This window comes from Lactobacillus sp. ESL0230 (genome assembly GCF_003692805.1).
GTDB lineage: Bacteria > Bacillota > Bacilli > Lactobacillales > Lactobacillaceae > Lactobacillus > Lactobacillus bombicola.
On the sequence record NZ_REHI01000006.1, the window covers coordinates 196,994 to 223,547 of the forward strand.

General features: G+C 36.4%; 27 protein-coding genes. 20 read left to right on the forward strand and 7 right to left on the reverse strand.

Annotated elements, in window-relative coordinates; genetic code table 11:
• The first annotated feature begins 439 nt into the window (after positions 1-439).
• From F5ESL0230_RS02775 to F5ESL0230_RS02800, 6 genes are all read left to right on the forward strand, one after another.
• Complete coding sequence (locus tag F5ESL0230_RS02775; RefSeq protein ID WP_122021488.1) at positions 440-1,471, forward strand: sugar-binding transcriptional regulator; 1,032 nt, start codon at positions 440-442, stop codon at positions 1,469-1,471.
• A 62-nt stretch (positions 1,472-1,533) separates the two neighbouring features.
• The gene (gene gap, locus F5ESL0230_RS02780; RefSeq protein ID WP_090093108.1) at positions 1,534-2,550 is read left to right on the forward strand and encodes a type I glyceraldehyde-3-phosphate dehydrogenase; all 1,017 of its coding nucleotides are present in this window, start codon (positions 1,534-1,536) and stop codon (positions 2,548-2,550) included.
• Between the two features lie 99 nt (positions 2,551-2,649).
• Positions 2,650-3,861: a phosphoglycerate kinase gene (gene pgk / locus F5ESL0230_RS02785; RefSeq protein ID WP_122021489.1), complete on the forward strand. Its 1,212-nt coding sequence runs from the start codon at positions 2,650-2,652 to the stop codon at positions 3,859-3,861.
• Positions 3,862-3,883: 22 nt separating this feature from the next.
• Complete coding sequence (tpiA, locus tag F5ESL0230_RS02790) at positions 3,884-4,639, forward strand: triose-phosphate isomerase (RefSeq protein WP_122021490.1); 756 nt, start codon at positions 3,884-3,886, stop codon at positions 4,637-4,639.
• A gap of 329 nt (positions 4,640-4,968) precedes the next feature.
• Positions 4,969-5,280: a YxeA family protein gene (locus F5ESL0230_RS02795; RefSeq protein WP_122021491.1), complete on the forward strand. Its 312-nt coding sequence runs from the start codon at positions 4,969-4,971 to the stop codon at positions 5,278-5,280.
• Between the two features lie 244 nt (positions 5,281-5,524).
• A complete protein-coding gene (locus F5ESL0230_RS02800; protein ID WP_122021492.1) occupies positions 5,525-6,181 on the forward strand; it encodes a hypothetical protein in 657 nt (218 codons plus the stop codon).
• 183 nt (positions 6,182-6,364) lie between these two features.
• Here F5ESL0230_RS02800 and F5ESL0230_RS02805 read toward each other — a convergent pair whose 3' ends face one another.
• Complete coding sequence (locus tag F5ESL0230_RS02805; protein ID WP_122021493.1) at positions 6,365-6,886, reverse strand: hypothetical protein; 522 nt, start codon at positions 6,884-6,886, stop codon at positions 6,365-6,367.
• Between the two features lie 8 nt (positions 6,887-6,894).
• Positions 6,895-7,770, reverse strand: coding sequence for a Cof-type HAD-IIB family hydrolase (locus F5ESL0230_RS02810; protein WP_122021494.1), 876 nt, complete (start codon positions 7,768-7,770; stop codon positions 6,895-6,897).
• A 160-nt stretch (positions 7,771-7,930) separates the two neighbouring features.
• Between F5ESL0230_RS02810 and F5ESL0230_RS02815 the strand changes: the two genes are divergently transcribed.
• From F5ESL0230_RS02815 to tsaE, 3 genes are read left to right on the forward strand one after another with little or no spacing between them, the layout of a single operon-like run.
• Positions 7,931-8,626 (forward strand): uracil-DNA glycosylase, encoded by a 696-nt coding sequence (locus tag F5ESL0230_RS02815; RefSeq protein ID WP_090093120.1) that lies wholly within the window; start codon positions 7,931-7,933, stop codon positions 8,624-8,626.
• Between the two features lie 10 nt (positions 8,627-8,636).
• Entirely contained in the window at positions 8,637-9,623 is a 987-nt protein-coding gene (gene pta / locus F5ESL0230_RS02820) for a phosphate acetyltransferase (RefSeq protein WP_122021495.1), read from the forward strand.
• A 1-nt stretch (position 9,624) separates the two neighbouring features.
• Complete coding sequence (gene tsaE / locus F5ESL0230_RS02825; RefSeq protein ID WP_090093123.1) at positions 9,625-10,107, forward strand: tRNA (adenosine(37)-N6)-threonylcarbamoyltransferase complex ATPase subunit type 1 TsaE; 483 nt, start codon at positions 9,625-9,627, stop codon at positions 10,105-10,107.
• A 92-nt stretch (positions 10,108-10,199) separates the two neighbouring features.
• Here the strand turns inward: tsaE and F5ESL0230_RS02830 are convergent, their stop codons facing one another.
• A complete protein-coding gene (locus F5ESL0230_RS02830) occupies positions 10,200-10,733 on the reverse strand; it encodes a 3'-5' exonuclease (protein ID WP_122021496.1) in 534 nt (177 codons plus the stop codon).
• A 97-nt stretch (positions 10,734-10,830) separates the two neighbouring features.
• Between F5ESL0230_RS02830 and murB the strand changes: the two genes are divergently transcribed.
• The 8 genes from murB (at position 10,831) to F5ESL0230_RS02870 (ending at position 19,097) form a co-directional block, all read left to right on the forward strand.
• A complete protein-coding gene (gene murB / locus F5ESL0230_RS02835) occupies positions 10,831-11,730 on the forward strand; it encodes a UDP-N-acetylmuramate dehydrogenase (protein WP_122021497.1) in 900 nt (299 codons plus the stop codon).
• Positions 11,731-11,763: 33 nt separating this feature from the next.
• Entirely contained in the window at positions 11,764-12,609 is an 846-nt protein-coding gene (gene cdaA, locus F5ESL0230_RS02840; protein WP_122021498.1) for a diadenylate cyclase CdaA, read from the forward strand.
• Positions 12,606-13,583: a YbbR-like domain-containing protein gene (locus tag F5ESL0230_RS02845; RefSeq protein ID WP_122021499.1), complete on the forward strand. Its 978-nt coding sequence runs from the start codon at positions 12,606-12,608 to the stop codon at positions 13,581-13,583. The genes cdaA and F5ESL0230_RS02845 overlap by 4 nt, the downstream gene beginning before the upstream one ends.
• A gap of 24 nt (positions 13,584-13,607) precedes the next feature.
• Positions 13,608-14,957 carry a phosphoglucosamine mutase gene (gene glmM, locus F5ESL0230_RS02850; protein ID WP_118896784.1) on the forward strand — a complete coding sequence of 450 codons (1,350 nt, stop codon included), beginning with the start codon at positions 13,608-13,610 and terminating at the stop codon, positions 14,955-14,957.
• Positions 14,958-15,171: 214 nt separating this feature from the next.
• Positions 15,172-16,983: a glutamine--fructose-6-phosphate transaminase (isomerizing) gene (glmS, locus tag F5ESL0230_RS02855; RefSeq protein WP_122021500.1), complete on the forward strand. Its 1,812-nt coding sequence runs from the start codon at positions 15,172-15,174 to the stop codon at positions 16,981-16,983.
• 90 nt (positions 16,984-17,073) lie between these two features.
• Positions 17,074-17,889 (forward strand): Cof-type HAD-IIB family hydrolase, encoded by an 816-nt coding sequence (locus F5ESL0230_RS02860; RefSeq protein WP_122021501.1) that lies wholly within the window; start codon positions 17,074-17,076, stop codon positions 17,887-17,889.
• Between the two features lie 24 nt (positions 17,890-17,913).
• Complete coding sequence (locus F5ESL0230_RS02865; RefSeq protein WP_090093134.1) at positions 17,914-18,351, forward strand: CopY/TcrY family copper transport repressor; 438 nt, start codon at positions 17,914-17,916, stop codon at positions 18,349-18,351.
• Between the two features lie 26 nt (positions 18,352-18,377).
• Positions 18,378-19,097: a hypothetical protein gene (locus F5ESL0230_RS02870; protein ID WP_122021502.1), complete on the forward strand. Its 720-nt coding sequence runs from the start codon at positions 18,378-18,380 to the stop codon at positions 19,095-19,097.
• 120 nt (positions 19,098-19,217) lie between these two features.
• Here F5ESL0230_RS02870 and F5ESL0230_RS02875 read toward each other — a convergent pair whose 3' ends face one another.
• On the reverse strand, positions 19,218-20,363 hold the full coding sequence (locus tag F5ESL0230_RS02875) for an IMP dehydrogenase (RefSeq protein ID WP_122021503.1): 1,146 nt from the start codon (positions 20,361-20,363) through the stop codon (positions 19,218-19,220).
• A gap of 293 nt (positions 20,364-20,656) precedes the next feature.
• Between F5ESL0230_RS02875 and add the strand changes: the two genes are divergently transcribed.
• The 3 genes from add to F5ESL0230_RS02890 all read left to right on the forward strand — a co-directional run bounded on the left by add (position 20,657) and on the right by F5ESL0230_RS02890 (position 24,110).
• Positions 20,657-21,682, forward strand: a complete 1,026-nt coding sequence (gene add / locus F5ESL0230_RS02880) for an adenosine deaminase (protein WP_122021504.1) — start codon at positions 20,657-20,659, stop codon at positions 21,680-21,682.
• Between the two features lie 130 nt (positions 21,683-21,812).
• The gene (locus tag F5ESL0230_RS02885; protein WP_122021505.1) at positions 21,813-22,184 is read left to right on the forward strand and encodes a cupredoxin domain-containing protein; all 372 of its coding nucleotides are present in this window, start codon (positions 21,813-21,815) and stop codon (positions 22,182-22,184) included.
• 18 nt (positions 22,185-22,202) lie between these two features.
• A complete protein-coding gene (locus F5ESL0230_RS02890) occupies positions 22,203-24,110 on the forward strand; it encodes a copper-translocating P-type ATPase (RefSeq protein WP_122021506.1) in 1,908 nt (635 codons plus the stop codon).
• Positions 24,111-24,205: 95 nt separating this feature from the next.
• Here the strand turns inward: F5ESL0230_RS02890 and F5ESL0230_RS02895 are convergent, their stop codons facing one another.
• Genes F5ESL0230_RS02895 through F5ESL0230_RS02905 form a run of 3 tightly spaced genes read right to left on the reverse strand, consistent with a single transcriptional unit; the run spans position 24,206 to position 26,428 of the window.
• Positions 24,206-24,928 carry an antibiotic transporter permease gene (locus F5ESL0230_RS02895; protein ID WP_122021507.1) on the reverse strand — a complete coding sequence of 241 codons (723 nt, stop codon included), beginning with the start codon at positions 24,926-24,928 and terminating at the stop codon, positions 24,206-24,208.
• Positions 24,928-25,662 (reverse strand): ABC transporter permease, encoded by a 735-nt coding sequence (locus F5ESL0230_RS02900; RefSeq protein ID WP_122021508.1) that lies wholly within the window; start codon positions 25,660-25,662, stop codon positions 24,928-24,930. Before F5ESL0230_RS02900 ends, F5ESL0230_RS02895 begins: the two co-directional genes overlap by 1 nt.
• 1 nt (position 25,663) lies before the next feature.
• Positions 25,664-26,428: an ABC transporter ATP-binding protein gene (locus tag F5ESL0230_RS02905; RefSeq protein ID WP_122021509.1), complete on the reverse strand. Its 765-nt coding sequence runs from the start codon at positions 26,426-26,428 to the stop codon at positions 25,664-25,666.
• Between the last annotated feature and the right edge of the window lie 126 nt (positions 26,429-26,554).

The following is a 26,554-nucleotide window of genomic DNA, read 5'->3' on the forward strand; positions in this document are numbered from 1 at the left end:
TATAAGTCTATGGCACTTTTGGCAAAAATAAATAATAGAAAAGCTAAGTAGGTATTTCTATACTTAGCTTTTTATTTTAATGGGTCCCCTGAGAGTCGAACTCAGATTTTAAGAACCGGAATCTTACGTGCGATCCATTACACTAAGGACCCAAACAATACTTTAGCTATTATAGCAGAAAAAGAAGGAAAAATGAAATCTTTTTTTAGCACTAAAAAAGAAAGTTGTAGTATGATTAAGTTCAAGGAGAACTTGGTTATCTTGTATAACTTTGTTTTTCTTGAATTATTTAAAATTGGTTGTTATACTATAGATGTCGATTGAGAAATGGGAGATTTAATATCTATTAGTCCACGTTTCTCTTATATTTTTAGGCAAAGCGGGACAAAAAATGACAACTGATGGGTCAATTTACGTCCCAAGATAAGGAGAGAAGTTGATGTACGCGGAATTTCCAGTGCTTGAAGCTCTCGTTCCTGACATACTAAAAGTTTTTCGGCAAAGATATCTTGTTCTTGAACAGATATCGCTGAATGCGCCCGTTGGTCGCAGAAGTGTGGCTCAGGCATTAGGTCTTTCTGAAAGAAACGTGCGAACGGAAACAGAGAATCTTCGTGATCTCGGTTTAATCGAAATTAAGAATTTTGGCATGTTTATGACAGAGAAGGGCGAGAAGATGCTGCAAGATGCAGCACCACTGATTGACCGTTTGTTTAATGCACGCGAAACCGAAATTGATTTGGCACGTAAACTGGGCATTGAACGAACAATCATTGTACCAGGTGATAGTGATTTACAAGAACTAGTTTTTGAAAGAATGGGTGAAGAGCTCAATGCAGCGCTTGACTTGCTTTTACCACTAGGTCATTCGATTATTACCGTACTTGGTGGGGCAGCACTTGCTAAATCTGCTAAAAATTTGTCTAAAAGTTTAGGGAAAAATCGGCAATTAGAGTTTGTTCCTGGTCGTGGTGCCTTGGGCGAAAATGTTGCTATTCAAAGCAATACAATTGTTCAAGAAATGGCTGCGGCAACTGGTGGCAAATACAAGACCTTATATTTGCCCGAGCAAGTTTCAACCGCAGCTTATAAATCGCTAATTCGTGAATCTACCGTGGCTGATGTTTTAGAAGACATTTCTAAAACAGATGTTTTAATTCACGGCATTGGACTTGCTCATGATATGGCTCGACGCAGAGGTTATAACGCAATGCGGCTATCTGAATTGCGGGAAAAAAGAGTCGTTACCGAATGTTTTGGGTGTTTCTTCGATAACAAAGGTAAGATTGTCGACCGCGTGCAACAGGTTGGCTTGCAGTTCGAGAATCTAAATAAAATACCCCACATATTTGCTTTTGCTTGCGGTAGCCATAAGGCTAAAGCAATCAATGCTTATATGCCTAATGCACCTCATCAAACCTGGCTAATAACTGATGAAGGTGCCTTAAATAAGATTTTAAAGGAGAAATAATTCTCGTTTAAAATAAAAGATGTATGTAGTTCTTACATAGTTCCTAAGGAGGACTTTAGAATATGACAGTTAAAATTGGTATTAACGGCTTTGGCCGTATCGGTCGTTTAGCATTTCGTCGCATTATGGATTTAGGCGAAAAGTCAAAGGATATTGAAGTTGTTGCTATTAACGACTTGACTACTCCAGCACTTTTGGCTCACTTATTGAAGTATGACTCAACTCATGGTACTTTCAACCACGAAGTTTCAGCTACTGAAGATTCAATCGTTGTTGATGGTAAAAACTACCGTGTATACGCTGAGCCACAAGCTCAAAACATTCCATGGGTTAAGAACGATGGTGTTGACTTTGTTCTTGAATGTACTGGTTTCTACACCAGCAAGGCTAAGTCACAAGCTCACCTTGATGCTGGTGCCAAGAGAGTCTTGATTTCAGCTCCTGCTGGCAACGACTTGAAGACTATTGTTTACGCAGTAAACGATGACACTTTAGATGCTAGCGACACTATTGTTTCAGCTGGTTCATGTACTACTAACTCATTAGCACCAATGGTTGATGCATTGCAAAAAGAATTTGGTGTTAAAGTAGCTACTATGACTACTATCCACGCTTACACTTCAACTCAAATGCTTTTGGATGGACCTGTTCGTGGTGGTAACAAGCGTGCTGCCCGTGCTGCTGCTGTTAACATTATTCCTCATTCAACTGGTGCTGCTAAGGCTATTGGTCTTGTTGTTCCAGAATTGAACGGTAAAGTTAACGGTCACGCACAACGTGTTCCAGTTACTGACGGTTCATTAACTGAATTAGTTTCAATTCTTGACAAGAATGTAACTGCTGATGAAGTTAACTCAGCAATGAAGAAATACGAAAGTGACTCATTTGCTTACAACGATGATGAAGTTGTTTCAAGTGATATCGTTGGTATGACTGCTGGTTCAATCTTTGACCCAACTCAAACTATGGTAACCACTGCTGGTGACAACCAATTAGTTAAGACTGTTGCTTGGTACGACAATGAATACTCATTCACTTGCCAAATGGTTCGTACTTTGTTGAAATTTGCTACTCTTTAATTTTTAAATTAATTAAGTAGTAAAAGAGAAGGCGGAGGGAAATTCTTCCTTCCGTCTTTTTTCTTATCATTAAAATAATTAAGTTATCGGAGGATATAGATGGCTAAATTAATTGTTTCAGACCTTGATGTAAAAGATAAAAAGGTTTTAGTTCGTGTTGATTTCAATGTGCCAATTAAAGACGGTGTGATTGGTGATGACAACCGTATTGTTGCCGCCCTTCCTACCATCAATTATATTATTGATAATGGTGGTAAGGCTATCTTACTTAGTCACTTAGGCCGAGTAAAGAATGCTGATGATAAAAAAGAATTGTCACTTAAGCCAATTGCTGAACGTTTAAGTGAATTATTGAAGAAGCCAGTAACCTTTGTACCTGAAAATGAAGGTCAAGAAGTTGAAAATGCAATTAACAACATGCAAGATGGTGATGTCGTAGTTCTTGAAAATACACGTTTTCAAGACATTGATAATGACTTTGGCAAGCGTGAAAGTAAGAATGACCCCGCTCTTGGTGAATATTGGGCAGCTCTTGGCGACATGTACGTAAACGATGCTTTTGGTACTGCGCACAGAAGTCATGCTTCAAACGTTGGTATTGCCGAAGCTATGAAAAAGGCTGGCAAGCCTGCAGCAGCTGGCTACTTAATGGAAAAAGAAATTAAATTCTTAGGCGATGCCGTAGCTAATCCAGTTCACCCATTTGTAACTATCTTAGGTGGAGCGAAAGTTTCTGACAAGATTGATGTTATTACCAATTTAATTCCAAAGTCAGACCACATTTTAATTGGTGGCGGGATGGCTTATACCTTCTTAGCTGCTCAAGGTCATAACATTGGTAAGTCATTATTTGAGCCAGATAAGGTTGACTTGGCTAAGCAATTGCTAAACGATGCTGATGGTAAGATTGTATTACCAGTTGATAACTTAGCAGCAACTGAATTTTCAAATGATGCTGCTCGTGAAGTTGTTGGTGATGATATTCCTGACAACATGATGGGACTTGATATTGGTCCTAAGAGTGTTGAAAAGTTCAAAGAAATCTTAAAAGATGCTAAGACAGTTGTTTGGAATGGACCAATGGGTGCCTTTGAAATGCCAAACTTTGCCGAAGGTACTTTAGAAGTTGGTAAGTCATTAGCTGAATTAACTGATGCCACTACGATTATTGGTGGTGGTGACTCAACTGCAGCTGCTAAACAATTAGGAATTGCTCCTAAGATCACCCACATTTCAACCGGTGGTGGTGCCTCACTTGAATACCTTGAAGGTAAGGAATTACCTGGAATTGTCTGCATTTCAGATAAATAGTTCTCAGAAAGGAATTTAAGATATGCGTACACCAATTATTGCTGGTAACTGGAAATTGAATATGAATCCTGAACAAGCTGTTGCATTTGCGACTGCCGTTAAGGATAAGTTACCCCAAGCAAGTAAAGTTGAATCCTTAATCTGTGCTCCAGCTGTAGACCTTGATGCTTTACAAAAAGCAGCTCAAGGTTCTGATTTACAGATTGGTGCAGAAAATGCCTACTTTGAAAATGAAGGTGCTTTTACGGGTGAAACTTCACCTAAGGTACTTAAAGAAATGGGTATTAACTACTGCATTATTGGTCATTCAGAACGTCGGGATTATTTCCACGAAACTGATGAAGATATTAATAAGAAGGCCAAAGCATTATTTGCCAATAACATTACCCCAATTCTTTGTTGTGGTGAATCACTTGAAAAGCGTGAAGCTAATAAGCAAGAAGAATGGGTTATTGGTCAAATTAAGGCTGCCTTAAATGGTTTGACTGCAGACCAAGTTTCAAGCTTGGTAATTGCTTATGAGCCAATTTGGGCTATTGGTACTGGTAAAACTGCAACATCAGATCAAGCTGAAGAAATGTGTAAAACCATTCGCGATACAGTTAGAGATCTATACGATAATGAAACTGCTGAAAATGTTCGCATTCAATATGGTGGTTCAGTTAATCCTGCTAACGTTAAGGAATTAATGGCTAAGCCAAATATTGATGGTGGTTTAGTTGGCGGAGCCAGCTTAAAAGCAGATTCATACTTAGACTTAGTTAATTACCAAGACTAAGTTATAAAATCTAAAAAAACAGCTATTGCATAGTGTAATAGCTGTTTTTTTATTGAAATACCGGGCAATAATAAAGTAATTAGTTATAGATAGTAAAGTATATTTTTGCTTCCTTTTTTTAATTTTTTTATAAAGTTGCTGCTTGTAAGATGCAACCAAGGCCTCAATAATGATAAATTTCTTTTTAAGAAAATGCTATATTAACAGGCTTTAAATTAAGTAGCCATAATTATGGTGACACCACATGGTCCAAATGTTTGGTGATAATGTGATTACATGATTAAATTAAATAATAAAAAAATCAAAATTAATAAAAGTGAGGTTTGAAAATGAAAAAAATATTTTGTTCAATGATTGCTACTTTAGCTGTTTTATTGACTTTTCCATTTTTAATTCATAATAAATATACTGATTATTTTAACCCTTTATTAAAAACGGAAATTTCTTATGCTCAGGTGCCTAAAAACACGCAAAAATATTATAATGTTCAAGCTGTTAATAAATTCGGCAAGAAGTTACCCTACAAATTAAACTTTGTTGGTGGCTATGATGCCTCAAAAGAGTACATTGCGATTCAACATAAAGGGCAGTATGTCAAACTAGTTGACTATATTGCAGAAAAGCAAATGCCTATGGAATGAATAACTAAAGATACTATAGTGAATATCGTCTTTAATAGGTCTAAGAAGTAAGAGGGCGTGCTATGACTGCTATTAAGCAAATTAGGTTATGAATGCCAGTAATTTTATTGTATCTTTTTGATTACTAATATGACCGTTTGTTTACTATAACCTTACATCTAAGTTTTGTGGTCCAATTGGCTTGTATCGCAAATTACCTGTGGTATAATCCTAAGAATAATAAAAATTTATTAGGAGATAAAAAATGAAAAGTAATAAAATTTTAACTGTATTGGCAGCTGCTGCAATTGGTGTTTCTACTGCTACTAGCCTAGGTGCTACGCAAGCCCAAACATCTCATGCGGCTGCTAAGCAAGCTAAGACGGTTAAGCCAAGTAAACAAGCTAAAGCAGTTAAAGTTGCTTTTGGTAAGTCATATGCCTTCCCTAAAGAGTGGGCTGGTAAATGGTATAGTAATGATCTTTTACGGATGGAGCCATTAGATTTTCATAAAACTGGACTAGGGTCACCAAGAAGTGGTGAATATGCTAAAGCAGTTACAAGTGCAAAATTAAAGGGAACTAATAAGTACCCATGGCAAATGTCTGCTGATTGGCAAGCTAAGAATGCTAAAGAATTAAATAAGTACGTTCGTGTAAGTAAAAAGAAGGTAAACGGTATTGACTGGATTATTGTTACTCCAGTTGGTAAAAAGTCAATTGATAATGGTTTCGCTTTTGCGGCTAGAACTGAAAAACTAAATGGCAAAAAGGAAACTGTTATTTTTGAAGCTAATCCACATGTTGGTGCAGCTACCCAACAATATTTCCGTACTAAGGAATTAGCTGATAAGTATGGTAAGCACCAATTCAAGAATATGGAATATAGTAAATGGGTTTTGCTTAGATCAAAAAACAAATAAGTTAGTTAAATAGTTATTTAGGGTCTTACTACTTAAGTAAGACCCTTTTGTTTGTGCGAATTATAAGAAATTAAAGATAAAATATTTATTAGGTAATTGAAAGTAAAACAAATTCGCCCCTAGTTTTAGTAACTCTGTGGAGCGGAATTTGTAATGGAGCTAATTTTTATTTGTAGCGGTAAATTAGTTAAAATTCACATTATACCGCGGGCCAATTGGTGGAAAGGTAGGCAAGCGTAAGGGAGTTGTGTGCCATTGAGTAAAAAGGGTTGCGCATAAGAGGATAAAGGGGACGTCTTCTGGACGTGAAATTTTACAAGTTAGCACCACGCCAATCTTAACCATAGTGGTTTGAACAGTAGCGATTTTTTTGATGCCAGTTAAAAATTTATAACGTCCATTTTTGATATTACCAGTGACAAGGTAATTTAACCTTGTAATATAAAAAAGATTGGCCAGGTTATTATTCAGGTGCTTGACCTTAACCAGCGAATGATTGACCACATCAATTGTAAAAGAGGAGATTAGACCATTACCATCAGCATATAAGCGGCCAATTTCTGTTCCATTTACCGTTTTTAAATATAGGGTATGATTAGGATTATTCAAGTTACCTTCAATAATGTAGCGAATTTTGCCATTTTCATTGGCGACAGGAATTTGCCCATATTCTTGTTGTTGATTGAGTTCCAATAAATAGCGCATAACGACTCCTATTCCTTAGCATTTGCGCTAATAAACTTCCTTAATATATAACCGACACCATGATCATCATTTGATTTAGTAGTTACTTGGGCTATTTCTTTAATTTTAGGAACAGCATTGCCCATTGCTACACCGATACCTGCATCGCGAATCATACTTAAATCATTTAGATTATCTCCAATAGCTGCAATTTCTTCCCGCTTGATTTTTTTCTTATGAGCATAATCAAGTAAAGCTGGTCCTTTTTGTGCGTGAATATCATTGATTTCAATATTGACGGGACCGCTAGAAGTAATCGCTAGGTCGCCTAAGGCAGCAATTTCTTGTTTGGCTTGCGTAAATGCCTGTTGTCCATTAGCATTAAAAGAAATAATTTTCATGACTTCGATTTGCGGATCATTTAAAAGTTCGGTAAAATTAGCTACAAATTTCATGCTTAACATCGCATTACTCCCAGCAGCAATTGCTACGGCCTTTTTAAAAGTTAGTTCAGCGTTTAATTGCATCAATGATCGTGCTAAATTAGCAATCCGCTGGCTTGTGTCCGTAGAATAAATTTGATCGGCAGTTACAAGTTCATAATAAAGTTGATGTCGTTCTAAAATAGCGACAATTTGCTTAGCCTTTGATTGAGGAAGGGCATGTTTGACTTGTAATTGGTCATTAGCATCATAGACTAAGGCGCCATTAATATTGATAAAACCGGTCTGTAACCCATATTTTCTAATTGCTTGACGTGATTGTTTAGGTGAGCGGCCAGTTGCTATTAAAAATTCAATATTATTTTGTTGGGCTGCTTTAATTGCGGCAATATTTTCGCCGGAAATGTCTAAACTACTATTGAACAGTGTTCCGTCAAGGTCACAAGCTACTAATTTAATCAAGGTTAAATGTTCCCCTTCCTAATAATTCTATAAGGTAATAAATATTCTGTCTATTAAGATTATATTTGCTAAAGAAGCGCTAAAATTATTCAGCTTCTTTTCGATAACAATTAATTTCATGATACCATAAAAGCTAATGAAAGCGAGGACGTTTTACAGAATGAAAAAATATATCGGCAATGACTGGGATCAAGTCTTAGCTCCAGTATTTGCTAGTAATGAATATCATAAGTTACATGAATTTTTAAAAGTAGAGTATGCAACTAGGCAAATTTTTCCAGATATGTACCATATTTTTACCGCTTTTAAATTAACCCCTTTTACTAAAACTAAAGTAGTAATTCTTGGTCAAGATCCATATCATAACCCTGGTCAAGCAACTGGGCTGAGTTTTGCCGTAATGCCTGGCATCTCGTTACCGCCATCATTGGTTAATATTTACCGTGAATTGTATGATGACGTTGGCTGTGCGCCAGTTAATCATGGTTATTTAAAAAAATGGGCTGATCAAGGTGTTTTACTGCTTAATGCCGTTCTAACCGTGCCTTTGGGTCAGGCAAATGGTCATCAAGGTAAAGGTTGGGAGCAGGTAACTGATGCAGCAATTAAAGCACTTAGTGATCGCGGAAAAGTGGTCTTCATTTTATGGGGAAGATACGCTCAAAATAAGATTAATTTAATTGACCAAAATCGTAATTTTGTGATTAAATCAGCTCACCCTAGCCCATTGTCAGCTAGCCGTGGCTTTTTTGGGTCCCGACCATTTTCACGTTGTAATGCTGCTTTGAAAAAATTTGGGACAGGTCCCATTGATTGGCAGCTACCCGCAGAAATTAAACAGATAGACTTAGCATAAGGAATGAAAAATGAGTATTTTTACATTGTTAGAAGACAAATTAAAAAAAACGGGCGTAAAATATCGCTTAGTGTTTCCTGAAGGAAATGAGCAAAAGGTTCTGGAAGCAGCCAGTAAATTAGCTGCGGGATCAATTGTTGAGCCAATCTTATTAGGTAATCCCCAAAAGATTATGACTACTATTAGGAGCAGCAAGTTAACTTATCCGCAACCAAAAATTATTGATTATCAGCATGATTCAGCAATTAGTGAATTAGTACCAGCCTTCATTGCTGCTCGCGGTAAAGAGGTGGATGAAGCCGATGTGTTACGAGCATTGAATGATGCTAATTATTATGCAACAATGCTAGTCAAAATAGGTAAAGCTGATGGAATGGTTTCTGGAGTTGCTCATTCTACAGCCGATACTGTCCGACCAGCTTTACAATTAATTCATACAGCTGCAGGGATGAAGCGAGTTTCTGGTAGCTTTATTATGGAACGTGGAGCAGAAAGGTATATTTTTGCAGATTGTGCCATTAATCCTGAACCTGATAGTAAAACTCTAGCTGAAATTGCCTATCAGTCAGTTGCCACTGCACGTATGATTGACCTTGAACCACGGGTAGCTTTTTTAAGTTTTTCAACTAAAGGTTCAGCTAAGGGGACTATGGTTGACCGCGCAGCGGAGGCTTATCAAATATTTGTTCACAATCACCCCAATATTCTTGCTGATGGGGAATTGCAATTTGATGCAGCCTTTGTACCTGAAGTGGCTAGAAAAAAAGCGCCGACATCTCCGCTTAAAGGGCGAGCTAATATCTTTATTTTCCCAGAATTACAGTCAGGTAATATTGCTTATAAAATGACGCAGCGGTTAGGAAATTTCACAGCAATAGGACCAATTTTGCAAGGAATTGCGCAACCCATTAATGACCTTTCAAGAGGTGCTAGTAGTCAAGATATATATAATATGGCAATATTAACTGCTGCTCAAGTAAGTGCAGAGGGTGAGTAAGATGAAATTAACTGTAAATTCGGCAGCTGAAATGAATAAAATCGGTGCAGCTATCGCTCTAACAACTAAGCCACATGATCTCTTGCTTTTAAAAGGTGATTTGGGTGCAGGCAAAACGACGTTAACGCAAGGAATTGGTCGTACTCTTGGAATTAAGCGACCAGTAAAGAGCCCAACTTTTACAATTGTTCGGGAATATCGCGAGGCATGTCTGCCCCTTTTTCATATGGATTTTTACCGTTTAGAAAACGACGATTTGTCCTCAATTGATCTAAATAGTTATCTAGCTGAACCTGGCTTAGTTGTGATTGAATGGCCCCAAGTGATTAAAGCGCAATTACCAGAGTATGCTTTGCAATTGACTATCCGCCGTGTTGATGATCAGTGGGATTCGACTAAAAGAACGGTTGAATTTGAAGTGCAGGGTGAGCGTGCTAAACAATGGCTAGCGGATATTTTAGTGCAGCTTAAATCCATTAGCTGAAGCTTAAATTTTTAGCTTTAAAATATTTTATTAGTAAAAAGAGTTAGCATTGGTCAGTGCTAACTCTTTTAAATATGGCCGATTTCTAGCCTTTATACTTGTTCAACTAAATTCTTAAGTGCCTCGTCACCAAATTTCTTATTTTGGGCAATCAAAATTCCCGCACAAGCTTCACTGTCGCTTAAGGCATTGTGATGATGCCATAGTTCAACTTGAAGTGCTTTAGCTACAGTATCCAATTTATGGTTTGGCAAATCAGGCTCAAATAACTTACTAGTTTTAAGTGTATCAAGAACGAAATAATGCGGTTCGGTAATATCATAACGTGCTAAGCTTTTACGCATGACATTAGTATCGAAACGAGCGTTATGTGCACACACTAACATACCAGGTTGGTATAAATCTTTAATTTGAGGCCAGACTTCAGCCATTGTTGGTGCCGTTTTTACTTCATCTGCGGTAATATCATGTACTTGAATATTACGACTGTCAAATGGCATTTGTGGATTAATCAAGGTATAAAAGCGGTCGATAATTTTATTATCTCGCACCATTACAAGTGCCAGAGAACAAGCACTTTCAGGCTGCCGATTGGCAGTTTCAAAATCCATAGCAATAAAATTCATTTTTTCTCCTTAAATAATTAATTTTAGTATAACATAGAGTGAAGCAAATGCCTTAATGCGGTAAAATAGAAAAAGTATTATAAAGGGGATTTTAACGGTGGAGTTATTTAATATAGAACAAGTAGGAACTAAAATTGAGAAACAAGTTCCGCTAAGCAAATATACTTTTACTAAAACAGGTGGTCCAGCAGAATATTTAGCTTTTCCTCAAACTATAACTGAGTTAAAGGAACTAGTACGTTATACATTTGAAAATGAGATACCCTTAACTGTAATTGGTAATGCATCTAATTTAATTATCCGTGATGGTGGAATAGATGGTTTAGTTGTTATTTTAACTCAAATGAACCAAATTAAAGTTACAGATAAGCAAGTAACAGCTCAAGCTGGTGCACGTATAATTGATACTGCTTTTACCGCAGCTGAACATGGTTTAAGTGGACTAGAGTTTGCCGCTGGGATTCCTGGTAGTGTAGGTGGAGCTGTCTTTATGAATGCAGGAGCCTATGGTGGAGAAACTTGTGCGGTAGTGAAAAATGTAAAAGTTTTGACACGCAAAGGTGAGTTTAAAGTATATTCTAATGAAGAAATGAAATTTGCTTACCGACACTCACTTATTCAGGAAAATGGTGATATCGTAATAGCTGTAGATTTTACTTTAAAAAGGGACACCAAAAGTAAAATTTTAGCTGATATGAATTATTTAAATGCCTTGCGTAAGTATAAACAGCCACTAGAGTATCCGTCATGTGGTAGTGTTTTTAAACGACCAAAAGGTCATTTTGTGGGCCCAATGATTATTGAAGCTGGCTTACAAGGTAAGCAAATTGGGGGGGCACAAGATTCTATGAAACATGCTGGTTTTATTGTAAATAAAGGCAATGCCACTGCTACTGATTATTTGGATTTAATTCACCTGATTCAACGTGTAATTAAGGAAAAGTTTAAGCTGGATTTACAAACTGAAGTTAGAATAATTGGAAAACCCACTGAATAAAAAGTAAATCTCTAATAGTGGAAAGGAGCAGAGATGAATTTTAATGTTGGCAACATCTTTACTTGGAATAACTTGTCAATTATTCTTGACGTATTAATCATTTGGTTCTTAGTTTATCATTTGGTTATTTTAATTAGGGGTACTAAGGCAGTTCAACTAGCCAAGGGTATCGTCTTAATTTTTATTGTCCGCATTATTGCAGGTGTTTTACAGCTGCACACTACAACGTGGTTGATAGATCAAATTGTTTCTTGGTCAGTCATTGGTATCATTATTATTTTTCAACCTGAAATACGTCGTGGACTTGAGCATTTAGGACGATTACCAATTTTTGGTGAGCGCGAAGATAGCGAGCGTAATGAATCGCTTAGGTTTATTAATGAACTTGATAAGGCTATCCAGTACATGTCTAAAAGGCGGATTGGCGCCTTAATTACCTTGCAACAAGAGACTGGACTTGATGATTATATCGAAACAGGAATTAATTTAGATGCTCGTGTTACAGGTGAATTATTAATTAATATTTTTATTCCTAATACTCCACTACATGATGGGGCAGTAATTATTAATCAAGACCATGAAATTGCGGTCGCAGCGGCTTATTTACCTTTATCAGATAGTACGATGATTCCTAAAAGACTTGGTACTAGACACAGAGCTGCTGTAGGTATTTCGGAAGTAACTGATGCAATTACGATTGTAGTATCTGAAGAAACCGGTGGCGTAACTATTACTCGTAATGGGCGGCTACTTTTGGATATTAGTCGGGATGAGTATATGAAGTATTTAACTGCCGCGCTTGTTCCTAAGAAAAATAATAATGAAAAATGGTATCAAAAGGCTTTGCGTAAAATTTGGAAATGGGGTGCTGACCGATGAAAGAATTTTGGCGCAAGGCATGGTTCATTCGTTTAGTTTCACTCTTAATTGCTATTTTACTGGTAATTTATGTAAATTATACTCAAAGTGGATTTTGGACACAGGGAGAACCTGAACGGACTAAACAAACTGCTAATAAAACGCAAACTATTAAAGTTCCTTTGCAAGTTTCGGTTGACACTGATAAGTATTATGTGATTGGTTATCCTGAAAAAGTTAGTGTTACTTTAGAAGGCTCGACGGCTTTAGTTACATCAATGGTCAATACCCAAAACTTTCGAGCATATATTGATTTAACTAATAAAAATATTGGTCGGCATACGGTTAAAATAAAGATTACGGGAATGAGTAAACAGGTATCATATTCTGTTAATCCTAAAACAGTAAATGTGAATATTCAACGACGAAAATCTACCACAATGCCTATACAAACAGAGTATAATAAGGGAGCAGTCGCCCGTGGATATAGGTTAGGGGATGTTAGCATTTACCCACAAGAAGCTGAAGTAACCGGTGCTCGTAGTGAAGTTGACCAGATTGATCAAATAATAGCTAAAGTAGTTTTACCTAATGGTATTGATCATACCTTTGAACGGCAAGTCAGTTTGATTGCTGAAGATCATAAAGGACGTCAGCTCAACGTAGTCATCGAACCGGCGACTGCTAAGGTAATAATTCCAATCACAATTGCTCAAAAAATGATAAAAGTTGAATTACAACCAATGCATGAAAAGCAAAATAAATTATACTCGATTAGTACTAGAAGTAATTATGTTACTTTGTTTGGGACCGAAGAGGCTTTGACTAAAGTGAAACACTTGAAAGTACCGCTTGATTTAAGCAAGATTAACAGTTCAACGACTAAGTTAGTGAAGTTAAAATTGCCTCAAGGTATAGTGAAGGCTGATCCGAGTCAAGTTAGTGTGGATCTAAAAGTCGAGAATACGAATAATGAAAAAATTAAAGGTAAATAATGGATAAGGAAGGTTGTTTATAAAATGTTGAAATATTTTGGTACAGATGGTGTTCGTGGCGTAGCTAATCGAGATTTATCTCCTGAGCTGGCATTTAAACTAGGACGTGATGGGGGTTACATCTTAACTAAGAATACTAAAAATGAACAGGCGAAAGTCTTAGTTTCAAGAGATACTCGGGCTTCCGGACAAATGCTTGAATATGCTTTGATTTCAGGATTACTTTCAGTGGGAATTGAAGTATTAAAAGTTGGTGTAATTACTACTCCAGGTCTATCATATTTAGTTAGAGCACAAGGAGCTGATGCTGGCATTCAAATTTCAGCTTCACATAATCCAGCTGAAGATAATGGTATTAAATTTTTTGGTAGTGATGGCCTAAAATTATCTGATGAGATGGAGGAAGAAATTGAAAAATTAATTGATAATGAAAAAGATGCCTTACCACGTCCATCAGCTGCGGGACTGGGTTCGGTAACTGATTTTCATGAAGGCAGTGCCAAATATCTGCAGTTTATTGAAAATACTATTCCTGAAGATCTCAATGGTATTAAAGTAGTTATTGATGGCGCTAACGGAGCGGCAAGTAGTTTAATCTCACGCTTATTTGCTGATTGTGGTGTTGACTTTACGACCATTGCTACTCATCCTAATGGCTTAAATATTAATGACCATGTTGGTGCAACGCATACTGAAAAATTACAAGAAGAAGTGGTTAAGCAAAAGGCTCAATTAGGCTTGGCCTTTGATGGCGATGCTGATCGTTGTATTGCTGTAGATGAAAATGGTCACGAAGTTGATGGTGATCACATTATGTACATTTTAGGTACTTACATGGAAGATAGTGGACGCTTGAAGGATGATACAATTGTGACCACTGTAATGAGCAACTTGGGATTTACAAAAGCTTTAGAAAAACATGGTATTAAGAATGTACGTACGCAAGTTGGAGATCGCTATGTTTCCGAGGAAATGAGAAAGCATGGCTATAACTTAGGTGGTGAACAATCTGGTCATGTAATTATGAGTGATTATCATAATACTGGGGATGGGATGCTAACTGGTTTACAGTTAATGCTAGTAATGAAAAAAACGGGTAAGTTACTGACTGAGTTATTAAAAGACTTTAAAGACTATCCTCAATGTCTAGTAAATGTTCCAGTTACTGATAAACATAGTTGGGAAAATCATCAAGCGATTGTTGATGTAATTAAGAAAGTTGAAGCAGATATGCAGGGAGATGGCCGGGTAGTGGTTCGTCCTTCTGGCACACAATCATTATTACGGGTAATGGCTGAAGGTCCAACACAAGAAATAACCGATGCTTATGTAAAGCAAATTACTGATGTAGTTGAAAAAGAGATGGGTATTTAAATTTTATAAAGTGATAAAAAAGCAGACCAAACACTGAGAAAATGTGTTTGGTCTGCTTTTTATTTTTAGATTAATACAAAATATTTAATTTAGTATATACCAATTTAGATAATTTAGCTTGACCAACTTTAATAAAAAAGCTATTATTCCTTTTGTTGCAACTAATATTTAAAAAACCAATTTAACAAAATTAAATATACCAAAGGAGAATAATATGTGTGGAATTGTTGGTCTCGTAGGTAAAGAAGCAAAAGAAATCGTGCTAAATGGTCTAACTAAGTTAGAGTATCGCGGCTATGATTCTGCCGGAATCTATTTGAATGATTTGGCGGGTAATGAATATTTGACTAAGACTACCGGTAGAATTCAAAATTTAAAAGAGCAAATGCAAACAAAAGAGCAAGGATTAGTAGGAATTGGGCACACTCGCTGGGCTACACATGGCGAGCCCACTGATAACAATGCTCATCCTCAATTTGATCAAACGAAACGCTTTTATATGGTTCACAATGGGGTAATTGAAAATTATCAGGAAATAAAAGATGAATACTTAAAAAATGTAATTTTTAAATCAAATACGGATACTGAAGTTATTGTTCAATTAATCAGTAAAATTGTTCAAGAACAGGAGTTAGATACCTTTAGTGCACTAAAACAAGCTTTGAATTTAATTAAGGGTTCATATGCAATTTTATTAGTTGATAATAAATATCCTGATCATATCTATATCGCTAAAAACAAGTCGCCGTTAATGTTAGGTTTAGGCCATAATTTTAATATTATAGCTTCAGATGCTCTTTCAGTTTTGGATCAAACAAAAACTTTTATCGATATCCAAGATGGTGAAGTTGGCGATATTACTAAAAATAACTATAAATTAGAAACACTTGATGGAAAAGCGGTGGCACATCAGTCATATCAAGTTAATATTGACCCTAATGCTGCAAGTAAGGGAACTTACGAATTTTATATGTTAAAAGAAATTTGTGAACAACCAACTGTTTTACATCATTTGGCACAAACTTATCTCGATCAGTCTGGTACACCTCAAGTTGATCCGAAAATTACCACTGGTCTATCTCGTGCTGATCGTATTTATATTTTTGCTGCAGGTACAAGCTATCATGCAGGTCTAGTTGGCAAAGAAATTATTGAAGAATTGACAGAGATACCGACCGAAGTTGCTTTTGCTTCAGAAGCAGGATATCATTTTCCAATCTTATCGCAGCATCCTTTCTTTATTTTTCTTTCGCAATCTGGAGAAACGGCTGATTCTCGGGTGGTTTTGCAGGAAGCAATAAAGCGTAAAATTCCTTGTTTAACTTTGACTAATGTTCCCAATTCAACTCTAGCCCGTGAAGCTAATTATGCAATGTCGCTCGAGGCGGGGCCAGAAATTGCAGTAGCTTCAACTAAAGCTTACATTGCCCAAATTACAGTTGAAGCCATTTTGGCTAAGGCTGTAGGTGAGAAGTTAGCTAAAAAAAGAGCGAAAGATTTCTTGTTAAAAGAAAACCTTGCCTTGGCTGCTGAAGGAATTGAGCAGGTTCTTTCGACCCAAGATAAAATTGCTCAACTAGCCCGAAAATATTTAGTACCATCGCGTAGCGCATTTTATATTGGACGGGGAATTGATTACCCTGTTGCTTTAGAAGCAGCATTAAAATTAAAAGAAGTTTCGTATATTCAAACAGAAGGTTTTGCAGCTGCAGAATTAAAGCACGGTACGATTTCATTAATTGAACCCGGTACGCCGGTAATTGCATTAATCAATGATCCATTAACTGCAGATTTAATGCGCGGAAACATTCAAGAAGTTATTGCCAGAGGGGCAAAAGTAATTACTATTGCTAGTCAAAGTTTGGCTAAAACTAATGATGATATCGTTTTGACTAATCTTAATTATTATTTAAGTCCACTTATTTCTGTTGTAGCGGCACAGTTATTTGCCTACTATACTTCTAAAATAAAAGGACTAGATGTTGATAAACCAAGAAACTTAGCTAAAAGTGTTACCGTAGAATAAAGTATATCTAAATAAAAAGAAAAGGTCGTAAGTAATTACGACTTTTTGTATAATGAAGCTAATAATGCTAAGAAGTGGGAGGAAAAAATTTTGGCAATTAAAATAATTGCAGTTGATTTGGATGGAACTTTGCTCACAAGTAATAATCAAATCTTACCTGAAACTGAAAGAGTGTTAAAGCAGGTAAGTCGTCAGGGAATTAAAGTTGTTTTAGCAACAGGTCGTCCTTTATCTGGTGCAATGCCCTATAATCAACAATTAGAATTAATGGGAAAAGACCAATATGACATTGTTTTTAATGGTGCAGTAATTCAAGACTTAGCTGGTAACATTTTAATGAATCAAAAGATGGGCTATCAAGATTTTACTAATATGTTACGTTTACAACGTTTAGCTCATGTGAATTTACATTTTGAAACGCCTGATTGCTTTTGGACTTGTGATCGAGATGTAGGAACTAACTTGGCAAATAACGGTGCAGTTACTAACAATATGATTAAAATTAGACGACCAGAAGAAATTCCGCAAGCTTTTTCTTTTAACAAGATTGGTTTCAGTTTAATTGATGATCTTCAAGAAATGGACAAACTATGGAATAATATTCCTGAATGGGTATTTAAGAAGTACGATGTAGTAAGAAGCTTTGCAGAAATCATTGAAATCAATGACAAGATTGCTTCTAAGGGTAATGCTTTAATCCAATTAGCTGATCTCCTTAAAATTCAGCAAAAAGACGTGATGATTTTTGGCGACCAGGGTAATGATATTTCAATGTTTTCTAACCCCAACTTTAAAAAAATAGCGATGGGTAATGCTATCGAATTAATTAAGGATAAAGCTGATTATGTAACTGCTGATAATAATCATAATGGAATTGCCAAAGCAATAAAAAAATTTGTTTTGTAGTAAAATAAAGTAGAGTTGATTATTATGGTAGAAAAAAAGATAGAACATAATGTTTCAGAAGCTGAGTGGGAAGTAATGCGGATTATTTGGACCCTTGGTGAAACTCATACTGGTGACGTGATTGAACAACTGCAAACAAAAAAGCATTGGTCAGAATCAACAATCAAGACTTTAATGGGACGTTTGGTCAAGAAGGGCTTACTACAAACGCGCAAAGATGGGCGACGGTTTGCTTATTCGGCGACAGTTAGTCAAATTGAAATGATGATTAAGGTGACTAACCAATTAATGGATCATATGTGTGATATGCATAAGGGTCAGGTATTGATTGAAATACTAAAAGGGCTGCCCCTATCTCAAAGTGATATTGCAACTATTGAAAATGAGCTTATTTTAAAAAAAGCCCATGCACCTAAAATGGTTCCTTGTAATTGTTTAGCTTCAGGTCAACACAATTGTTAATCAAATTAATAATTAGGAGGTTATAAATGAGAAGGTTTGGCAGTATTTTAATGCGTTTGGTATTTACTGTTTTGTTATGTGTATCAGGATTTTTGTTACTGGAAAGTCCAGTAATTATGGCTGTACCTAATGTCCCGCAAATGGCTAAAACACTTATTCAAAAGAGTATTGACCAATCAGATAATGATAGTTTTAAAGGTACATATCGGTTGGCTAAGGAATTGGGCGTAGAAGATAAAATTCTAGAACAATTGCCGCGCAAATACCACCAAAATATATCTTATGTCAGTATGTATAACCTTAGTGTTACCTATCGCGAAAATGGAGAGTTAACCGCAAAAAATTTAGCGCTACCGGCTAATAACAAAGTACAAGAAGCGGTAAATTATGTAATTATAAATAACATTAATGATAACCTTAAAAAGAATAAAAAAGATGTTAACCAAACTATTGCTATCTTTCATTATTGCTTCTTTGGTTTGATTATTCTCTTTGCAATTGCTATTATCCTTGTTTTATTTGGTAGATGGTGGGCATCAATTGCTATTTTGCTAGCTACTGTTGGCTCTTTTGGAGCCTTACAGTTCTACAGTAATAATGTTTTGCATAATTTACAAACGCAATATCATGGTATCACGTTGACCACTTCGTCTGCACTTTGGTTAGGATTAGCCATCGGGTTGGTTGCTCTGATTCTCTGGCCACCAATTTTGAAAATTACGAAAAAAAATGGACATGATAATTAAAAATGTTAAATGACTAATTAGCTAAATAACCGCTAGTCTTAGAGACTAGCGGTTATTTTATTGCGTTCTTAAGAAATTCAAATTTAGACTATTTGTACTGGTCTAACTTATTAGCAATAATTACTTAGTATAATTTGGTGCTTTTTTAGTAATTTGGACATCATGGGGGTGAGATTCACGTAGTCCGGCATTAGTAATACGTATAAATTGTGAATTTTCCCGTAAGTCAGTGATTGAAGCAGCACCAACGTAGCCCATACCTGAACGTAAGCCACCAAGAATTTGAAAAATAATGTCCGAAACATCACCTTTATAGGCAACCCGAGCTTCCACTCCTTCTGGCACGAGTTTATTAGCTTCGTTAACACCACCTTGGAAATAACGGTCAGATGAGCCATGAGATTGGGCCATTGCGCTAACTGAACCCATCCCGCGGTATGCTTTATATTTTTGCCCATTACTTTCAAAAATTTCCCCGGGTGCTTCAGTGGTGCCTGAAAGCATACTACCAAGCATTACCGCATGTCCACCTGCGGCCAGGGCCTTAACAATATCGCCAGAATATTGCATACCACCATCTGCAATGATTGGTTTATGATATTCTCGCGCTGCAGTAGCCGCGTCGTAAATAGCAGTGATTTGGGGTACGCCAACCCCAGCAACTACCCGAGTAGTACAAATTGAGCCCGGGCCAATTCCTACTTTAACAACATCAACACCTGCATCAAAGAGGGATCTGGCTGCATCACCAGTTGCAATATTGCCAGCAATTAAAGTAGTTTGAGGGAAATGCTCTCTAATTTCTTTGATTTTACGAAGAACACCTGCTGAATGCCCATGGGCGGTATCAATAACAATTGCATCGGCGCCATTTTCAAGTAAAGTAGCAGCGCGTTCAAAGGTATCACTAGTAACTCCAACGGCAGCAGCTACTAGCAGATGATTGTTTTGATCAATGGCTGCCTTAGTAAAATTATTTGGGACAACGACATTTTTAACATTGGCAACTTCACTGGCTTGAGCTGTAATTGACATGTTCTTATGAATGACTCCCAACCCACCTTGTAAAGCAATTGCGATTGCCATGGCACCTTCTGTTACAGTATCCATTCCGGCGCTAATAATAGGAATGTTTAGCTTAATATTTGGTGCTAGTTGCGTGTGAAGATCAACTTCATTAGGTAGAACGTGACTTTCAGCGGGAATTAATAAGACGTCATCAAAGGTTAAACCTTCTTTATTAAATTTCGTTGTCCAATTTGACATTTAGTGCACTCTCCTTACTTAGAATTATTAAAGTTAAATTGATTACACTTTACTAGGGAATTGCATGGCGGTCAAGTGCTAATTTTTAATTAAATTAAACTTTGCATGTAAACCGAACAAAAAAATGGTTTTTATTTTTATTGTAAACCTTTAAGCAAAGTGATATTATTTTTTTAAATCAGAAATAAGTAGTTATATTTCTTGTGCTAAGTTAATTATATTTACTGAAAAGCGATTGCTTAAATGTTTATTTAGGTATAAATAATAAATTTAAGAAAAAGAAAGAGGAGCAAATGAATAAAGAACTGACCCGTGAATTTGTTGCTGGTTTACCTAAAGCCGAACTACATGTTCATATTGAAGGAACGCTTGAACCAGAATTAGAATTTACCTGTGCGCAACGTAATCAAATTGATATTCAAGCTAAGTCACCGGCTGATATAGATCATAGCTATGGTTATGGTCTAACGGAATTCTTGAAGGCCTATTACCGTGGTATGAAAGTTTTGCGTACTGAACAAGACTTTTATGAAGTAACTTGGTCCTTTTTACAAAAGATGGCTCAAAGTAATGTTAAACATGTTGAGTTATTTTTTGATCCTCAAGCTCATACTACTAGGGGGATTGCTTTTGAAACTGTGATTGAGGGGATTCACGCCGCAATTGTGGATGCGCAAGCTTTAGGAGTTGATACGCAATTAGTCATGTGTTTTTTACGTGAGCTTTCCAAACAATCGGCATGGGAAACTTTAGCATCAGCTAAACCATATCATGAAAAAGGTTGGATTATTGGGGTGGGGCTTGATTCAGCTGAACACCATAATCCGCCTTTAAAATTTATGACTGTCTTTGATGAGGCACAGCGACAAGGATATTTTTTAACCATGCATTGTGACCCTAAGCAAGTTGATTCGGTTGAGCATGTTAAGCAAGCTCTTGAAATTATTGAAGTTAATCGGCTCGACCATGGTATGAGTATAGTGCAAAATACGGATTTAATGGAATATTTAATTAGTCAACAAATTGGGATTACCGCTTGTCCAATTGCTTATTATTATACTCGTAAGGATATGGAGCAAACGGCTATTATGGAATTGTTTGCTAAAGGTGCTGTAATCAGTCTTAATTCTGATGATCCTTCATATAAGGGCGGCAATTATATCAATGATGTTTATTATAAGTTTGGTCAAAAATGTGGTTGGGGTGAAGATGAGATTGTACAAGTAGCTCGAAATTCTTTCCAGAGTGCGTGGATTAGTCCTGAAGCTAAAGCTAGCTATTTACAACAGATTGATGCTTATTTACAAAATTTGGGTTAAAGCTAAAAAAGGTTATTCTAACTAAGAATAGCTTTTTTTATAAACAATTTTGTTTACATCTGTAGTCATATCCTGTATATTTAACTTAGTTTACAAATGTAAATAATACTTTTGCTAAGGAGAGTACATTATGGCTAAAATTATTATTTTAATAACTGGTCTAGCAGGCATCGCTTTTATTGCTTGGTGGTTTTTTGGCCAATATCATGTGCAAACAAAACAGGCCAAAATGGCAGCCAATAAACAAAGTATTGATATCGAAGTTAAGGGTGGCTATTCACCAGAAAAAGTAATTTTAAAGCAGGGCATTCCAGCGACTTTAAATTTTAAACGTTTAGATTCAGCAAGTTGTTTGGATCATGTTGTATTTTCTGATTTTGGAATTAATCAAGTATTGCCTCAAGGTAAAGTTGAACAAGTTGAAATTGATACCAGTAAACCTGGTGAATATGATTGGGAATGTAGTATGAATATGTTTCATGGTAAAGTTATTGTAAAGTAAATTTGCGGGAGATTTAATATGAAAATTACAACACGATTTTGGACGTCGTTAATCCTATCAATACCAATGTTGTTAGAAATGATCATTCATCCCTTCACGGGTTGGATGCTCCCGGGTGGTAATTGGACAATGTTTGTGCTTACAAGCATTATTATGTTTCTTGCTGCTGGTCAATTTATCACAAGTGCTTGGGCTGCTTTTTTAAAGCATCATGCCAACATGGATACATTGGTTGCGCTTGGGACATTAACGACTTACATTTATAGTGTTTATGCAATATTGACTAAGCGACCGGTTTTCTTTGAAACGGCCGCTTTTGTTATTACATTCGTTTTACTAGGTCAAGTGTTAGAAGAAAAAATGCGTAGCAATGCTTCTAGTGCTATAAGTAAACTAATTAACTTAAATGCAAAAAATGCTCTTGTTAAACGTGGGCAAGATTTTATCCAAATTCCTGTTAGTCAAGTCGTTAAAAATGATTTAATCCAGGTAAAACCTGGTGAAAAAATTCCGGTTGATGGAAAGATAATTTCAGGTTCATCAAATATTGATGAGTCAATGATAACAGGTGAAAGCATGCCTGTGACAAAGACAGTTGGTGACCAGGTAATCGGAGCAACAATCAACCAAACAGGCTCGTTTGTTTTTACAGCTGAAAAAGTTGGTAATGATACAATGCTTGCTCAAATTATTGCAATTGTCAAAAAAGCGCAAAATAGTCATGCTCCAATTCAAAAGTTAACCGATAAAGTGGCTAATATTTTTGTACCAATTGTATTAATTATTGCTATTGCTACTTTTGTTGTTTGGAATGTCTTCTTAGGACAAGACATTCCAACTGCACTTAATTATGCCGTTGCTGTAATGGTAATTGCCTGTCCTTGTGCCCTAGGCCTGGCTACGCCAACTGCTTTAATGGTTGGAACTGGCCGGGGAGCCAAGATGGGAATTTTGATCAAAAATGGTGAAACTCTTGAAGCTGCTAATCATATTGGAACAATGGTTTTTGATAAAACTGGCACGTTGACCGAAGGTAAACCTGAAGTAACTGATCTAATTGGTAACAAGCAACAGGTAGTGCCAATTGCTGCTGGATTAGAAAAGTTATCGGAGCATCCACTGGCGGCTGCAATTATTACCTATGCCAACAAAGAAAAGATAGTACCTGCAGTTGTTAGTGACTTTCAAGTTCTAGAGGGCCGCGGCGTTTGTGGTAAAATTGGGACTGAATCTGTCTACATTGGTAAATTAATAGCTGCTGCTAATTTGAAAATTTCTGTAAGTCTGGCCAATGAGGCAGAGAGATTAGAGACAGCAGCTAAAACGGTTGTTGCTGTTTCAGTTCAAAATGAAGTCATTGGCTTAATTGCAATTCAAGATGCGCCAAAAAAGAACGCAAAAGAAGCGATTAGCGAGCTTAAGCAAATTGGTTTGCAAACCGTAATGTTAACTGGTGATAATCAAAAAGTAGCACAGTCAATTGCCGAGCAAGTCGGCATAAAGCGGGTAATCGCTGGTGTCTTACCCACCGATAAATCAGATGTTATTAAAAAATTGCAAGAAAAACACTATGTGGCTTTTGTCGGTGATGGTATTAATGATGCGCCCGCATTAACACAAGCAAATGTTGGAATTGCAATGGGATCCGGTACAGATGTGGCAATAGATGCTGGTGGCATTGTTCTAATGAATAATGATTTAATAGCAGTGGTACGTGCATTAAAACTGAGTCGGAAAACTTTTCAACGAATAAAACTCAACCTGTTTTGGGCCTTTATTTATAATGTTTTAGGTATCCCGATTGCCGCTGGCGTTTTTGCCGGAGTTGGTTTGGTTTTAAGTCCAGAGATTGCGGGTTTGGCAATGGCCTTTAGTTCATTATCAGTTGTTATTAGCTCGGTTTTATTAGGTAAAAGTAAAATATAAATACTTAAGTAATAGCAAAAAGCGGATACTGTTAAAGTAACCGCTTTTTTATTTAAGCCATTTTTTAGCTTAAGTTAGAAAAAGTAATAATTTGCTTAATTATATTTATGATGTCTGGTCTTTAACACATGTTTGCTCTGTATGATATAAGTTATAATTCCAATTGCTAACCAAATTATCGTAACTAAAAGACTGCTGCGTAAATCGGCATATTTAAACTTAATTAAATTAATAGGACCATAAAAAGGGAAGAGTAGAGCAATTTTTTCTAGCCATTTGGGATAGGCCGAAATAACTACTAAAATTCCGGCAACTAAACTCATTACCGAACTAATCAGATTTGACAGAAAATATGGGTCATTCATTTCCCAACTAATGGCCCAGGCAGTAAAGCCTAAAATTATGCCAAATAAACATAGTAAGGGTAAGACTAGGATAGTGCGATTAATAATTACCAGTGGGGCACCAAAAATTAGGGCCAGGATTAAGTTAGATGTTGCTAGAATAAAGCCAGCTATCAAGGCTACGAAAACTTTATTTGTCCAGTAATGTAGGCTAAAAGGCCGTTGGGCAATCATTTCGTAGTCAATGTCTAAATTGGCATCGGTAATTAGTGATTGGGTCATGGTCGTCATTGAAAGATTAGTGGCATCAATGGCAATTGATGCTAAAACGATGGACCAGTTAAAGTGACCGGTATATTGCATATTAATTAAAACTAAAAGGATCATGTCAACAAAAGGTGTGATAAAAAAGTAAACTAGGATAGTGCGCCAATTTGCTAAAAATGATAATGATGAAAATTGTGTTTTAAGCATCAGATTAAATTTAATTCTCCCTTCTTACGTGCCAACTGGTTAATTTTTTTAACCATTAAAATTATTAAACAAAACCAAATTATTAAACTAGAAAAATAAGCCGACCAATTAAAGGTTGAACTAGTGCCAGTTAAAGTGGCTATTGGAGTTGTCATGGGAATAAACCACTGGGCGATTTTTATAAATGGCCGCAAAAAATTAGGATTGCCAAAGAGTCCTGAAAGTAGAACAAGTGGTGTACCAATCAAACTTTCATAAGTAATGGCATTGGGAGTGAGGGTAAAGAAAGAGGCAATAAAAATTCCCATAGTTGCCATGGCTAGCCATAATAAAATAACAGTTAAACTAAACTTGAAAGTAATTGCGTCAGTTGTAACCCCTAAAAGTTGGGCAAGCAACCATGCTAGCGGAAAAGCTGCTAAGCCATAGGTTGAAGCTGGTAATAATAAAGCAATTAAAGACAAGCGTTCATCGTAAGCGTTATTAATTAAATAAGGTAAAGTTCCCTTGTATCTTTCAAAGCCGATACTGCCAGCAGCAGTGGTACAAGAAGACCACATGCCAAAGATTGCACTTTGTAACCATACACTAGTGTTGGCTAATTGATGATTGGCATAAGCGAGCGTATATTGTACCAAAAAGATGGACAGGGTACTCGTCAAAGTCAAAGTGACAAAATATTGATCTGACAAATATTCTTTAAAATGGAACCAAAACAGGCGGACAAATCTCATTTTATTTCCTCCGCAATTCTGGTGCTAAGGCTAAGTATGATTCTTCTAAGGTCGCAGGGCGGTCGATATGGCTCACCTGTGACTCTTTAACAATGTCTTCAACTGTTCCAGTAGAAAAAATGCGCCCAGCACCAATTAAGATAATTTGGTCAGCTAAAGCCTCTACTTCAGACATGGTATGGCTGGTTAGTAAAATACTAATGCCAAGATCAGAAAGATTCTTAATTGTATCGCGAATGCTTTTAGCAATTTCGACGTCGAGTCCGCTAGTTGGTTCATCGAGCAGAAGCAGTTGCGGATTACCTAAGAGTGCACGCGCAATATGCAGCCGCTGCGTCATACCTTTAGAAAATTGCCCGACTTTTTTCTTCGCCACGTTGCTTAAATTAACAATTTCTAGTACACGAGTGATTTCAGTTTTTTGCTGGCGGTATGGCACTCGCGCCAAATCGGCAAAGAAAGCAAGATTTTGGGCGGCAGTTGCTCGATGGTAAAAGCCGAGCTCACCGCCAAAAGAGACACCTATATGCGGGTGATGGGTTGTGCTAATAATATTTTGCCCATTAAGCAATACTTGTCCCTGGGTTGGCAGTAAATAGCCGCCAATAATTGATACAATCGTTGTTTTACCAGCACCATTAGGACCAAGTAATGAAACGATTTGTCCTTTTTTAATGTTAAAAGAAATATCTTCAAGGGCATGAAATTCTTCATTTTTGCTATGATAAATCTTTTTTAAATGTTTTACTTCTAAAATATTTTCCAAAATAAATTCTCCAAAATTAGTTGTAAATTTAAGTGTCACTATTAAGGAAGGGTGACATCATGATTTTACAGGTTAAGTTGAAGATCTTTTGTTGATTTACATTAAAGCTTTGCTAAAATTATAACA

Excerpts from the sequence above, each read along its gene's own strand:
- glmM (WP_118896784.1), top strand. The coding sequence starts at position 13,608 with ATGTTGAAATATTTTGGTACAGATGGTGTTCGTGGCGTAGCTAATCGA.
- gap (WP_090093108.1), top strand. The coding sequence starts at position 1,534 with ATGACAGTTAAAATTGGTATTAACGGCTTTGGCCGTATCGGTCGTTTA.
- F5ESL0230_RS02885 (WP_122021505.1), top strand. The coding sequence starts at position 21,813 with ATGGCTAAAATTATTATTTTAATAACTGGTCTAGCAGGCATCGCTTTT.
- F5ESL0230_RS02800 (WP_122021492.1), top strand. The coding sequence starts at position 5,525 with ATGAAAAGTAATAAAATTTTAACTGTATTGGCAGCTGCTGCAATTGGT.
- F5ESL0230_RS02865 (WP_090093134.1), top strand. The coding sequence starts at position 17,914 with ATGGTAGAAAAAAAGATAGAACATAATGTTTCAGAAGCTGAGTGGGAA.
- tpiA (WP_122021490.1), top strand. The coding sequence starts at position 3,884 with ATGCGTACACCAATTATTGCTGGTAACTGGAAATTGAATATGAATCCT.
- F5ESL0230_RS02775 (WP_122021488.1), top strand. The coding sequence starts at position 440 with ATGTACGCGGAATTTCCAGTGCTTGAAGCTCTCGTTCCTGACATACTA.
- F5ESL0230_RS02900 (WP_122021508.1), bottom strand. The coding sequence starts at position 25,662 with ATGAGATTTGTCCGCCTGTTTTGGTTCCATTTTAAAGAATATTTGTCA.
- cdaA (WP_122021498.1), top strand. The coding sequence starts at position 11,764 with ATGAATTTTAATGTTGGCAACATCTTTACTTGGAATAACTTGTCAATT.
- F5ESL0230_RS02875 (WP_122021503.1), bottom strand. The coding sequence starts at position 20,363 with ATGTCAAATTGGACAACGAAATTTAATAAAGAAGGTTTAACCTTTGAT.
- F5ESL0230_RS02830 (WP_122021496.1), bottom strand. The coding sequence starts at position 10,733 with ATGAATTTTATTGCTATGGATTTTGAAACTGCCAATCGGCAGCCTGAA.
- glmS (WP_122021500.1), top strand. The coding sequence starts at position 15,172 with ATGTGTGGAATTGTTGGTCTCGTAGGTAAAGAAGCAAAAGAAATCGTG.
- pta (WP_122021495.1), top strand. The coding sequence starts at position 8,637 with ATGAGTATTTTTACATTGTTAGAAGACAAATTAAAAAAAACGGGCGTA.
- F5ESL0230_RS02895 (WP_122021507.1), bottom strand. The coding sequence starts at position 24,928 with ATGCTTAAAACACAATTTTCATCATTATCATTTTTAGCAAATTGGCGC.
- add (WP_122021504.1), top strand. The coding sequence starts at position 20,657 with ATGAATAAAGAACTGACCCGTGAATTTGTTGCTGGTTTACCTAAAGCC.
- tsaE (WP_090093123.1), top strand. The coding sequence starts at position 9,625 with ATGAAATTAACTGTAAATTCGGCAGCTGAAATGAATAAAATCGGTGCA.
- F5ESL0230_RS02890 (WP_122021506.1), top strand. The coding sequence starts at position 22,203 with ATGAAAATTACAACACGATTTTGGACGTCGTTAATCCTATCAATACCA.
- F5ESL0230_RS02815 (WP_090093120.1), top strand. The coding sequence starts at position 7,931 with ATGAAAAAATATATCGGCAATGACTGGGATCAAGTCTTAGCTCCAGTA.
- F5ESL0230_RS02845 (WP_122021499.1), top strand. The coding sequence starts at position 12,606 with ATGAAAGAATTTTGGCGCAAGGCATGGTTCATTCGTTTAGTTTCACTC.
- F5ESL0230_RS02870 (WP_122021502.1), top strand. The coding sequence starts at position 18,378 with ATGAGAAGGTTTGGCAGTATTTTAATGCGTTTGGTATTTACTGTTTTG.
- pgk (WP_122021489.1), top strand. The coding sequence starts at position 2,650 with ATGGCTAAATTAATTGTTTCAGACCTTGATGTAAAAGATAAAAAGGTT.
- F5ESL0230_RS02805 (WP_122021493.1), bottom strand. The coding sequence starts at position 6,886 with ATGCGCTATTTATTGGAACTCAATCAACAACAAGAATATGGGCAAATT.
- F5ESL0230_RS02795 (WP_122021491.1), top strand. The coding sequence starts at position 4,969 with ATGAAAAAAATATTTTGTTCAATGATTGCTACTTTAGCTGTTTTATTG.